Here is an 11,886-nt window from a genome sequence, read left to right as displayed (position 1 = left end):
GTGCAGCATTATTTATCTACGGGGCTGATGCTGCCGATCTCCGAGTTGCTGATAAAAGCTACTCGCTTGCTGTCTGGTGACCAGGAAGGCGTATTGATTGTGCCCTGACCACCGTAGATGTACGCAATGACTTTGGGCTGCCCCGTACCCGAAATCGGCAGTAGCCGTAAATAAACATGCTTGTAGAACGGATGGTCATCGGCCTTGACTTCGTCTTTCAGGAATGAGAGAAAAACGATCCACTTGCCGTCGGGTGAGATATGCGGAAACCAGTCGTGAAATTCGCCGTTGGTTATGGCTTCCTGCTGGCTGCCATCGGCTTTCATCCGGTAGATCTGCATGGTGCCGGTCCGGGCAGAGTTGAAATAAATGTACTTTCCATCGGGCGTATATTCTGGACCGTCGTCGAGCCCTTTGGCCTCGGTCAGCCGAACTTCGGGACCACCGCTGGCAGGAACACGGTAAATATCGAACTCGTTATCGCGCTGACCCGTAAATACCAGCTGTTTTTTGTCGGGCGACCAGCCGTGCAGATATGATGGCCCTTTGGGGGTGATCTGCTTCGGGTTGCCGCCCGTGGCCGGAACGGTATAAACGATCGAGCCGCCTAATTCTTTTACCCCACTGCTCAACCCCAGCATCTTTCCGTCGAATGACAGCACGTGGTCGTTGTTGTTGTTCTTTACTTCGCCTGTATTCAATACCGTTGGCTGTCCTTTGGCCAGGTCAAACTTGTACATGAGTCCGTCGCTGTTGTAAATCAGCGATTTGCCATCTGCCGTCCAGTTCGGAGCCTGTAGCGATTTGGGCGAATTATAAATAACCCGGCGGCTGCCTGTGCTTACGTCCAGAATTTCCAGATTGCTGCCCAGATACTGCCGGTAAGGGACCAGGCTTTCGGGAGCCGGGGCGCTGATCCGGACATCCGAGAATACGCCCCGCTCAACGACGTCTTTATTGTGTGAGCCCACGAACAGGCCAACATATACCTCATCGCCCAGATTCAGATCCGCTACCTGTTCGGTCACGAACGGTTCGCCGAATTTGGCTACCCGCATGGTGTAGGTATTACCTTTCCGTTCGAGCTGAATGACATCGGCATGGGTCAACGTCGACTTGATCTCTTCGGTATTGGCACCGGTAGTTCGTCGGAATTGCAGAGACGTTAAGCCATCGCCATGCTCTACGGCATTGATATGAGCCGATTTACCGTCCAGACTGCTGCGAACCATCCAGCCAACCTTGCGGTGTGGATCAACGCCTTTGCCGACCAGCGCAGCCCGCGTGTAGAGGATAAAATCACCTTTCAGACGCTTCCATAGAAAATGAAACTCGTCGTGATCGAACCAGACGTTATAACCAGCGCCCGAAAGTTCGTACTGACGGGTTTTGGGATTGTAGCTGGCGGAGCCCGGTTTTAATACGTCGCCGACATCGCCGTGACCATCGAAGAGGCCAAGCGTCGATTTCTGGGCCAGAACCGACGCTGATGTTCCTACAAGAAGACTACCTGAACAGGCCAGTATGAGTATAGAAAGGAATACGTTTTTCATCGAAAAGGAAGGGTTATCAGAAAGCCAGCCAAGCCAACGCTTTACCAGCTAATTACAGAGGCTAACAGACGCACTTTCTACCGATTAAGTACAGATTAAATCTTACCAGGCCGCGCTACCTACTGGCAGACCAGTAATTATAGTCGACTGCTGTCTTCAATGCATACCGCGTCTAATTTTGTTCCTAATCAGAATCAATCAATGGATCAAGTGCATAAGCAAATGACTGAACTTACACCTCCTACCGGCCAATCGATCTCAGCACCAGCAGATACGCAGGTTTTTGCGCTAACCGGAAAGGTAGCGCTGATCACGGGGGGCGGCAGCGGTATTGGTTTCGATATAGCACGCTGTATGGTTTCAGCCGGTGCTACGGTCGTCATTACCGGTCGGCGCGAGCAGCCTTTGCGCGATGCGATAGGTACGTTGGCCGGCGGAAACGGCGAAAAGTCGGCTCATTATTTTGTCAGTGACGTAACCGAGCGCTCGTCGCTGGAAGGGCTGGTGGCCGAAATCGAGCGAGTGCACGGACCCATCGATATTCTGGTCAACAACGCGGGAATCAATCTCAAAAAACCAGCACTGGAGGTTACCGACGAAGAATTTGACCGAATCGTGCAGACGAATCTGAATTCAGTGTTTACCCTGACGCGCGCCTGTGCCCGTCGGATGCTGGCGCGTGGCCGTGGGTCCATCATCATGATTTCGTCGATGGCGGCTTATTACGGTATCGATCGGGTAGCGGCCTATGCGGCCTCTAAATCAGGGGTCGAAGGAATGGTGCGGGTACTGGCGTCTGAATTTTCCGGAAACGGAGTTCGCGTAAACGCCATTGCGCCGGGTTTTATCGAAACGGCCATGAGCAAAACTGCAATGGGGGGCGATCCCGACCGCTTTGCCCGCGCTATGCGCCGGACGCCCATAGGTGCCTTTGGTAAGCCGGAAGACATCGGCTGGGCGGCTGTTTTTCTGGCGTCGGAAGCTGCCCGCTACATCACAGGGGTATCGCTTCCGGTCGATGGTGGAAATTCAATTGGCTTCTAGCCTGACACTGCGCTATTGAAAGAAAACACGTAGTTTGCAACGGATTATCTTCCTTTCAACAAAAATTACTCGCCTGAAGGCCGCTTTGCCAATCCGATGATCGAGCAGTACAAACAGCAGCATCCTTATTTATTGGCGTTAGATTCTATCATTTTTGGCTTCGATGGTGAAAGCCTGAACGTACTGCTGGTCAAGCGTGGAGTCGAAAACGATACCTGGTCTCTGATGGGCGGCTGGCTACGGCCCGACGAGGGGCTTGAGCAGGCTGCCGACCGTATTTTGCTGGAGCTAACCGGGCTGACTAATGTGTATCTGGAGCAGTTGTACGCGTTCGGTGAACCTCATCGCGACCCCATCGTCCGCACCATTTCGGTGGCGTATTTTGCGCTGGTGAAAGTGGCCGATTATGCGTCGAAAATTTCGGAAAGCTTTCAGGCTCGCTGGTTTTCGCTCTATGATCTGCCGACGCTCCTGTTCGACCACGCCGAGATGGTCGATCTGGCCATCAAGCGTTTGCGCTACAAAGCGGCCCAGCATCCGATCGGTTTTGAACTGCTGCCCGAAAAATTCACCATCCCGCAGTTAAAAAAACTGTACGACGCTATCTACAACACGGAGTTCGATAAGCGCAATTTCAGCCGTAAAATTCTGTCGACCGGTTTGCTAATCAAACTCAATGAGAAGCAGAAAGGCTTTTCAAAGCGCGGAGCTTATTTCTATCAGGTCGATACGGCTAAATATCAGCAGCTCACCAATTCGTTTCTCAACTTTATTCCTACATCGGATACACTGCTTTGAGTTTTGGTATCGCGCAAGTATCACGCCAGCCCGGCCGTGTACCCACTGTGCCGTTTTTTAAACTGAAGCGGGTTTTCGCCTGTAACTCGCCGGAAGATTTTATTGAAGTAGGAGAGGCTTTCAAAACCGGAAGCAAAGCAGGCTTCGGTGACGGTATTGTCCAGCAGCAGTAATTTCTGGGCCTGATTGATGCGGTATTGATTCAAAAACTGCGTAAAGGTCAGCCGGGTCATGCGCTTGAAATAGCGGCAAAAAGCGGCTTCTGTCAGGTTCGCCAGAGCAGCCACCTCCGGAATGTCGATCTTGCGCGAATATTGTTCGGCAATAAACTGGTTCACGCGCTTGAGCCGTTGCTGTTCTTTCAGATTATAAGCGCTGACTACGGCTTCTCCCTGCAGAAGGGTGTATTCGTGGCTGACGGCCAGCTGTTGAAAAATATTCAACAAAGTCATTAAGCGTTCGAAAGGGGGGAGTTGAGCCAACTGGCTCAATTGTTCGCCTACGACCTGTTTGGTCTTTCCATAAAACGAGATGCCGAAACGAGCCCGCTCGAATAACTGCGAGATGGTCATAAACTCCGGTGCCTGCCAGAATACATCCCCCAGAAAATTTTCTTTTAGCTGAACAACCACCTTCCGATGGTTGGTTTTGACGCCGTAGTCGAAGTTGAGGTGTGGAATGTTTGGACCGATGAACACCAGATCGCTGCCTTCGTAGCGGGAAATATGCTCGCCTACATGCCGGGTACCGTTAGCCCCTTCGATATACACGATCTCGTATTCCGGGTGATAATGCCACAGAAAGACGTCGCTGAGGTGGGGCGTCAGCAGCAGATGAAAGGAACTGTTCAGATCGGGGCTAATCTGCTCGAAAGAAAGCTTCATGGCTTCATATATTTTGCCAATACTGCCTAAATAAATAATTTTCAGGCTGACTAAGAGCAATATAGTGCAAAAACTGGCTACTTCCGTTATAACCCCTGCCTGAACAGGATAACTAATTTTGTTCAATAAAATCGCTCCTAAATACTATCAGCAATGGAAACGACACAACCAATGGCTCCTACCATGATCCCGGACAATGCGCATAAAGATATTCCGGGCAACCCATCCACCGCCACCAGTAGCAAGATCGGCCTTAACGACCGCTCGAACGGAAAACCTCTGCGCGTGTTGTCGGAAGAAGACTGGCAGTTCTGGAAAGACAACGGCTATATCGTTATCAGACAGGCTGTACCTAAAGAAAACACGGAACGACTCGCGCAACTATTATGGGAGTTTGAAGAAAAAGATCCAGCCGATCCGTCGACCTGGTATACACCACCCCGCGCTGAAATAAAGATGAAAGAGCTGACCAACAGCGGCATGGTCGAGCTCTACAACCACCAGTATGAATGGGATAACCGGCAGTATCCGCGCGTATACGATGCGTTCGTAGACATCTGGGGAACCGAAAAACTGTGGGTGACCATCGATCGGGCGAATCTGAACCTGCCTGTACAGCCGGGTTTTGAGTTTAAGGGCTTCATTCACTGGGACTACGACCCGGAAACAAAACCCCAGAACGTGCAGGGTGTATTGGCGCTGGCTGATCAGACTGACGAAAATATGGGCGGGTTTCAGTGTATTCCAGAGCTCTACCGCACCTACGACACCTGGAAGTTGACGCAACCCGCCGACCGCGATCATTTTAAACCCGATACAACCGGATTCGAGCTGGTGAAAGTGAAAATGGAAGCGGGTGATCTGTTGATTTTTAACAGCACTCAGCCGCACGGGATCCGCCCCAATCGCTCGAAAGATAAAGTGCGCCTGGCGCAGTACATCTCGATGATGCCCGCCGAAGAAGACAACGAAGCGCTACGGCAATGGCGGATTACTTCCTGGCGCGAGCGGCAGGCCCCCGAAGGATATGCGTTTCCGGGCGATCCGCGCAACTGGGAAAAAACCCGTTATGAGCGGGCCAGTTTGTCGGAACTGGGCGAAAAACTGTTAGGGCTTAAAAAATGGTGACCCATAGTTAGAAAATTTATTAGGTGTCATTTTGACAATTAATGATTAAGTGTCATTTTTACACGAAAATAAAGTATTTTCAGTAGGGCTTTATTTTTGAGTCATCAGGATCAACTAATCAGCTATTATGTCAACGATCACTCTGGGCGATCAGGAATACTTTAAAGGTATCGATGCCATTCCGTATGAAGGTACGGAGTCAAAAAATCCATTGTCGTTTAAATGGTATAACCCGGAGCGCATAGTGGCGGGTAAGCCCCTGCGCGAACACATGCGGTTTGCTATCAGCTACTGGCATACGTTTACCGGCACTGGGGGAGACCCGTTTGGACCGGGAACACGTCAGTTTGCCTGGGATCTAAACGCCGACCCGATCGTGCGGGCGAAGCATAAAATGGATGCTGCCTTTGAGTTTATCACCAAAATTGGCGCTCCTTACTATTGCTTCCACGATATTGATCTGATCGATGAGGGGCCGACGGCCCGCGATTACGAAAACCATTTGCAGGCCATTGTCGAATACGCCAAACAGAAGCAGCAGGCCAGTGGTGTAAAATTACTGTGGGGAACCGCCAACGTGTTTTCCAACCCCCGCTACATGAATGGCGCATCGACAAACCCTGATTTTGCGGTGGTTGCTTATGCCGGTACGCAGGTGAAGAATGCAATCGATGCAACGATTGCACTGGGTGGCGAAAACTACGTTTTCTGGGGTGGCCGCGAAGGATACATGTCGCTGCTGAATACCAACATGAAACGGGAAGTTGAGCATTTGGCCCGCTTTCTGACCATGGCTCGCGACTATGCCCGCAAGCAAGGGTTTACCGGCACGTTTTTCATCGAGCCAAAGCCCATGGAACCTACCAAACATCAGTACGATTACGATGCGGCTACGGTGATCGGATTTCTGCGTCAATACGGTCTGGATCAGGATTTTCAACTGAATATTGAAGTCAACCATGCTACCCTGGCCGGTCATACGTTCGATCATGAGTTGCAGGTGGCGGCCGACGCGGGTATGTTAGGCAGCATCGACGCCAACCGGGGCGATAACCAGAACGGCTGGGATACCGACCAGTTCCCGATCAATCTGTACGAACTGACCGAAGCTATGCTGGTGATTCAACAGGCAGGAGGCATCAAACCGGGTGGAATCAATTTCGACGCTAAAGTTCGCCGGAACTCGACGGACCTGGAGGATATTTTCGTGGCGCACATTAGCGGGATGGACGCTTTTGCCCGCTCGTTTATCGTTGCCGACCGTATCCTGCGCGAATCCGACTACCTGAAATTCCGCGCTGACCGGTATGAATCGTTCAACGCCGGAGCAGGGAAAGATTTCGAAACGGGTAAGCTGTCGCTGGAAGATCTGCGGAGCTACACACTCGAAAACGGTGAACCGCAACTGCGCAGTGGAAAACAGGAATGGCTCGAAAGTATTATCAATCAATATATTTAGCGTTCGATTTCCAGCCTCAGTTCTTGTTCGAAAAACTCCTCAGACGTCAACTCTCTGAGGAGTTTTTCGTTGGTAGCCAACTGAAATTAGCACCATTCAGTTAAGCTGACTGACAAAAAAATGGTATCATTAGGGTATGACTCGCTATACCGACGATCTGAAACAGCAGGTGGAACGGATTCTGCGCTGGGAGCCCTCTTCGCACTGGCGATGGCGCGATTTTGTGCAACTAAGCGAACTGGTGCAACGTCATACCAACCAGCCTGTGGATGCTCACGAACTGCAGGCTTTCTGGAAATCGGTACCAATGCCGTCGCCGGTGTTGCTGGATGCCCTCGCCCGTTTCGCCGATTACAACGGTTGGGATGATTTCTGCACCCGGAATTTTTATGGCGAAATGGAAGCCGACGACGAAACCGCTATGCTGCACGCGCCTATGTGGGAAATTCCGATTCGGTGGGTAATCCGGATTTGCTGGTTTGCCGTCATTTTATCTATTCTAATCGGAATTGTACTCATCTGGAAACACTAAACGATTCCGTAATTTACAGCGTTATTGCTCTGTATATTAACTTAATTTAAGCGACCGAATGGTACGTTTTGCCGTAAGCCTAAGCCTGCTGCTCATTGCAGGCCTGACATGGGCTCAACCCGCTCCTAAAACTAAATCAAACCCTGTTAAACCTGCTTCTGTTAACCTGAATAGCCCAATTCCGCTCGATCCCGATGTTAAGGTGGGGAAGTTGCCCAACGGACTGACCTATTACATCCGCAAGAATACGGAGCCGAAAAACCGGGCCGAACTGCGGCTGGTCATTCGGGCGGGATCGGTGCTGGAAACCGATAACCAGCAAGGCCTGGCTCACTTCATGGAACATATGGAGTTTAATGGAACAAAGAACTTTCCGAAAAACGAACTGGTCAATTTCCTGCAGTCGGCAGGTGTTCGCTTCGGGGCCGATCTGAATGCATACACCGGTTTCGATGAAACGGTTTATCAGCTACCGGTTCCGACCGACTCGGCCAATGTGTTCAACAACGCCTTTCAGATTCTGGAAGACTGGGCGCACAACGCTACCATCGACCCGGTTGAAGTCGATAAAGAGCGCGGGGTCATTCTGGAAGAACGCCGACTGGGCCGCGGGGCCGGTCAGCGAATGCGCGACCAGTATTTTCCGGCCTTACTGAATAACTCGCAGTATTCGAAACGGTTACCGATTGGTACTGAACAGGTGCTGACAACGTTTAAGCCCGAAACCCTGCGCCAGTTTTATAAGGACTGGTATCGCCCTGATCTGATGGCGGTTATCGCCGTCGGCGACTTCGACATGAAGCAGGTGGAGTCGATCATTCGAACCAAATTCGGGCGGATTCCGGCCGTGAAAAGTCCGAAGCCGCGAACCGAGTACGATATTCCCGCTCACAAAGACACGAAAGTGGTGATCGTGACCGACCCCGAACAGCCGAATACGGTGGTGCAGGTCATTTACAAGCGTCCTGAAATCAAGGAAAAAACGCTGAACGATCTGAGAGAGAGCATCAAGCGCGGGCTGTTCAATACCATGCTGGGCAACCGCATTCAGGAACTGACCCAACGTGCTGACCCGCCTTTTCTGGGCGGCTATAGCAATTACAGTGATTTCCTGGGAAATCTGGACGCCTTTACATCGATTGCGATCGCTAAAGAAGGAAATGTGGAGCGGGCCATCCGGGCGGTACTGGATGAGAACGCCCGTGTAAAACAGTTTGGCTTTACACCCACCGAACTAACGCGCGCCAAACAGGAATTTATGACGAACGTAGAGCAGGCATACAGCGAACGGAACAAAACCCGATCCGTCAATTTTGTAAACGAATACGTGCAGAATTTCACGGATAAGGCGCCCTACACGAGCATCGATTTCTACTACGATTTTCTGAAAAAGGAGCAGGATGGAATCAAACTAGCCGAAGTGAACGCGCTGGTCGATCAGTTTATCCACAACGACAACCGGGCCGTTATCGTTATGGCTCCCGAAAAAGATAAAGCCAAGCTGCCGACGGTCGCTCAAATTCTGAGTTACGTCGACGATGCCGGAAAAGGACTGACTGCCTACGAAGACAAAACCCTCGATAGCCCGCTGCTGGCCAAGCAACCCACCGGTTCGCCCGTTGTTGCTGAAAAACAGATCAAGGATATTGGCGTAACCGAGTGGACGCTCAAAAACGGTGTTCGGGTGGTGCTGAAGCCGACCAGTTTCAAAAACGATCAGATTCTGTTTTCGGCCAGCAGCCTGGGCGGAACGTCGCTCTATGACCTGAATGATTTTCAGTCGGCGCGGTTTGCTTCGACCCTGACGGCCATGGGTGGTACCGGTGAATACAACCAGATTCAACTGGGTAAATTCCTGTCGGGCAAGCAAGTAAGCGTGTTTCCCTATATCGGCGAACTAAGCGAGGGCATGAACGGTAGCGCAGCACCGAAAGACCTCGAAACCGCGCTTCAGTTGCTCTACAGCTATTTTACCCAGCCTCGTAAAGATCCCGATGTGGTCAAAGGGTTTTTGTCGAACCAGCGAAGTTCGCTGCAAAACCAGATCAATACGCCGACGCCACAGCGGGTTTTTCAAGATACGGTGACCGTGACCCTGGGGAATAACAATCCGCGTCGGCAACCGCTCAAACCCAACGATCTGGACAAAATCGATCTCGACCGGACGCTGAAGATTTACCAGGAACGCTTTGCCAACGCCGGTGATTTCACGTTTTTCTTTGTCGGAAATTTTAAGGAAGAGCAGATAAAACCGTTGCTGGAAAAGTATCTGGGGGGCTTGCCCGCAGCAGACAAAGCTGAGAAATTCAACGACCTGGGTATCCGGGCGCCAAAAGGGCAGATCAGTAAAACGGTATACCGCGGTCTGGACCCGAAAGCATCGGTACAATTGGTATACAGTGGTGATTTGACCTGGTCGCCCGAAACGACGGTTCAACTGGATGCGCTGGCCGAAGTGCTGGAAATTAAACTGATCGAAAAACTACGGGAAGAAGAAAGCGGTGTTTACGGCGTTAGTGCGAATGCGGCTTACGCAAAATATCCGGTGCCGCGTTATACGTTCCGTATCAGCTTTGGCTGCGCCCCTGAGAATGTCGAAAAGCTCATCGCCAAAACCCAGGAATTGATCAATGATCTGAAACAAAAAGGTGCTGTACCTGCTGATATTACCAAATTCAAAGCCGAAACCCGTCGGGAAACCGAAGTACAGTTGAAAGACAACCAGTTCTGGCTCAGTTACCTTCAAAACCAGTACTATACCGGCGACGCTCCCGACGAAGTATTACACGAAAATGAACACCTGCAGAAAGTGACTGTCGAAAGTACCAAAGCCGCTGCCAATCAGTATTTCGGACCGAATCTGATTCGGCTTGTGCTGATGCCGGAAAAGAAACAGTAGATGAATGCTCAGGCAATCCCGTTCAACTAAACGGGATTGCCTGAAGATGTAGGCGATTAGTTTATTTCCGTATATTTAGCCAAATCCTCAAAAGCTATGGAAAGTACAGTGCTGCTCCGGCTATACCCGATTTGCAAATGACTGTTCCTGAATTATTTTCGCTTTAGAAATACAGTTTTAGTGAGAAGCGGGCGTATCGGCGGAGATCGGTACGCTCGTTTTTTTGATCGCAGCCATCCCACCGTCTATATTCACGACGCTATCGAAGCCGCGCGCTTTCAGGATGGAGTTGGCTACCATCGAACGGTATCCGCCTGCGCAATGCACATAGACAGGTTCGTTTCGTGGAATTTGGGCCATATGGTCGTTGAGGTTATCCAGAGGAATGTTTTCAGCGCCTTCGATGTGTTCTTCGGCAAACTCAACCGGTTTGCGAACATCGATTACAGCCATATTTGAATGCTGTTGCCAGCGCTCGGCAAACTCCTCCGCCGAAATCGATGCGATCGTGTCGACTTCTTTGCCGGCTTGTTGCCAGGCTTGGAATCCTCCTTCCAGGAACCCGATGCATTGGTCATAACCTACCCGCGCCAGGCGCAACACGGTTTCGCCCTCCTGACCCACAGGAGTAACCAGCGCGATTGGTTGGGCCAAATCCGGAACCAGCGCCCCAACCCAGGGAGCAAACTGACCGTTCAGACCGATATTAATTGAATTGGGGATGAACCCCTGCGCAAAGTCGGCCGCCGACCGAACATCCAGAACCAGCGCCCCGGTTTCGTTGACGGCCGCTTCGAATGCGTTAGGAGATAGGGCCTGGCTACCCCGCTGCAAGACTCGATCGATGGATTCGTACCCTTCTTTGTTCAGGCGGGCATTTTCGGCGAAATAAGCTGGAGCGGTCGTCAGGCCGTCCAGCACTTGGTCAATAAATTCGGCTTTCGATTTTGCCCGTAGCGCATAGTTGAATCGCTTCTGATTGCCAAGGGTGTCCGTCGTCTCTTTGCTCATGTTCTTTCCACAGGCCGATCCGGCACCATGAGCGGGGTACACAATCACGTTATCGGCCAGCGGCATAATTTTGGTATGCAGACTGTCGTAGAGCATCCCGGCTAAATCACGCTCGGTGAGATTGCCCTTGATCGCCAGATCGGGCCGGCCGACGTCGCCGATGAAAAGCGTATCGCCGGTAAAAATGGCGTGATCTTTTCCGGTTTCATCGAGTAGTAGATAAGTCGTCGATTCGGGCGTATGACCGGGCGTGTGCAGCGCTTTTATGGTAACGTTTCCCAGCCGAAAGGCTTCGCCGTCTTTGGCCCGATAGGCAGCGAATTTTGTATCGGCACCAGGGCCATACACAATGGTAGCACCGGTTTTTTGGGCTACGTCCAGATGCCCGGAAACAAAATCAGCGTGAAAGTGAGTTTCGAAAACGTACTTTATTTTCGCCCCATCTTTTTCTGCTTTTCGAAGATAAGGAGCCGTTTCCCGAAGCGGGTCGATAATGGCGGCTTCACCAGCGCTTTCGATATAATAAGCACCTTGGGCCAGGCAACCCGTATACAATTGTTCGATCGTCATAGGATATC

9 protein-coding genes are annotated in these 11,886 nt (G+C 51.2%); 6 read left to right on the top strand and 3 right to left on the bottom strand.

Going from position 1 to position 11,886, the window contains the following annotated elements; genetic code table 11:
- Window positions 1-8: 8 nt before the first annotated feature.
- Window positions 9-1,553: a TolB family protein gene (locus ACYVC2_RS03010; RefSeq protein WP_461100797.1), complete on the bottom strand. Its 1,545-nt coding sequence runs from the start codon at window positions 1,551-1,553 to the stop codon at window positions 9-11.
- Window positions 1,554-1,775: 222 nt separating this feature from the next.
- Between ACYVC2_RS03010 and ACYVC2_RS03005 the strand changes: the two genes are divergently transcribed.
- On the top strand, window positions 1,776-2,597 hold the full coding sequence (locus ACYVC2_RS03005; protein ID WP_461100796.1) for an SDR family NAD(P)-dependent oxidoreductase: 822 nt from the start codon (window positions 1,776-1,778) through the stop codon (window positions 2,595-2,597).
- Between the two features lie 96 nt (window positions 2,598-2,693).
- The gene (locus tag ACYVC2_RS03000) at window positions 2,694-3,395 is read left to right on the top strand and encodes an NUDIX hydrolase (protein ID WP_461100795.1); all 702 of its coding nucleotides are present in this window, start codon (window positions 2,694-2,696) and stop codon (window positions 3,393-3,395) included.
- A gap of 20 nt (window positions 3,396-3,415) precedes the next feature.
- On the opposite strand, the gene ACYVC2_RS02995 is transcribed toward ACYVC2_RS03000, so the two are convergent.
- Window positions 3,416-4,279 (bottom strand): helix-turn-helix domain-containing protein, encoded by an 864-nt coding sequence (locus ACYVC2_RS02995; RefSeq protein ID WP_461100794.1) that lies wholly within the window; start codon window positions 4,277-4,279, stop codon window positions 3,416-3,418.
- A gap of 153 nt (window positions 4,280-4,432) precedes the next feature.
- Between ACYVC2_RS02995 and ACYVC2_RS02990 the strand changes: the two genes are divergently transcribed.
- From ACYVC2_RS02990 to ACYVC2_RS02975, 4 genes are all read left to right on the top strand, one after another.
- Window positions 4,433-5,407 (top strand): phytanoyl-CoA dioxygenase family protein, encoded by a 975-nt coding sequence (locus ACYVC2_RS02990; RefSeq protein ID WP_461100793.1) that lies wholly within the window; start codon window positions 4,433-4,435, stop codon window positions 5,405-5,407.
- Window positions 5,408-5,534: 127 nt separating this feature from the next.
- Window positions 5,535-6,866 carry a xylose isomerase gene (gene xylA / locus ACYVC2_RS02985; protein WP_461100792.1) on the top strand — a complete coding sequence of 444 codons (1,332 nt, stop codon included), beginning with the start codon at window positions 5,535-5,537 and terminating at the stop codon, window positions 6,864-6,866.
- A 136-nt stretch (window positions 6,867-7,002) separates the two neighbouring features.
- Entirely contained in the window at window positions 7,003-7,398 is a 396-nt protein-coding gene (locus ACYVC2_RS02980) for a hypothetical protein (protein WP_461100791.1), read from the top strand.
- A gap of 58 nt (window positions 7,399-7,456) precedes the next feature.
- Window positions 7,457-10,297 (top strand): M16 family metallopeptidase, encoded by a 2,841-nt coding sequence (locus tag ACYVC2_RS02975; RefSeq protein WP_461100790.1) that lies wholly within the window; start codon window positions 7,457-7,459, stop codon window positions 10,295-10,297.
- Between the two features lie 177 nt (window positions 10,298-10,474).
- Here ACYVC2_RS02975 and ACYVC2_RS02970 read toward each other — a convergent pair whose 3' ends face one another.
- Entirely contained in the window at window positions 10,475-11,878 is a 1,404-nt protein-coding gene (locus tag ACYVC2_RS02970; RefSeq protein ID WP_461100789.1) for an MBL fold metallo-hydrolase, read from the bottom strand.
- Between the last annotated feature and the right edge of the window lie 8 nt (window positions 11,879-11,886).

The sequence above is a fragment of the Spirosoma koreense genome (genome assembly GCF_054777875.1).
This window is presented reverse-complemented; position numbering and strand designations above follow the sequence as displayed.

Excerpts from the sequence above, each read along its gene's own strand:
- ACYVC2_RS03010 (WP_461100797.1), bottom strand. The coding sequence starts at position 1,553 with ATGAAAAACGTATTCCTTTCTATACTCATACTGGCCTGTTCAGGTAGT.
- ACYVC2_RS03005 (WP_461100796.1), top strand. The coding sequence starts at position 1,776 with ATGACTGAACTTACACCTCCTACCGGCCAATCGATCTCAGCACCAGCA.
- ACYVC2_RS03000 (WP_461100795.1), top strand. The coding sequence starts at position 2,694 with ATGATCGAGCAGTACAAACAGCAGCATCCTTATTTATTGGCGTTAGAT.
- ACYVC2_RS02995 (WP_461100794.1), bottom strand. The coding sequence starts at position 4,279 with ATGAAGCTTTCTTTCGAGCAGATTAGCCCCGATCTGAACAGTTCCTTT.
- ACYVC2_RS02990 (WP_461100793.1), top strand. The coding sequence starts at position 4,433 with ATGGAAACGACACAACCAATGGCTCCTACCATGATCCCGGACAATGCG.
- xylA (WP_461100792.1), top strand. The coding sequence starts at position 5,535 with ATGTCAACGATCACTCTGGGCGATCAGGAATACTTTAAAGGTATCGAT.
- ACYVC2_RS02980 (WP_461100791.1), top strand. The coding sequence starts at position 7,003 with ATGACTCGCTATACCGACGATCTGAAACAGCAGGTGGAACGGATTCTG.
- ACYVC2_RS02975 (WP_461100790.1), top strand. The coding sequence starts at position 7,457 with ATGGTACGTTTTGCCGTAAGCCTAAGCCTGCTGCTCATTGCAGGCCTG.
- ACYVC2_RS02970 (WP_461100789.1), bottom strand. The coding sequence starts at position 11,878 with ATGACGATCGAACAATTGTATACGGGTTGCCTGGCCCAAGGTGCTTAT.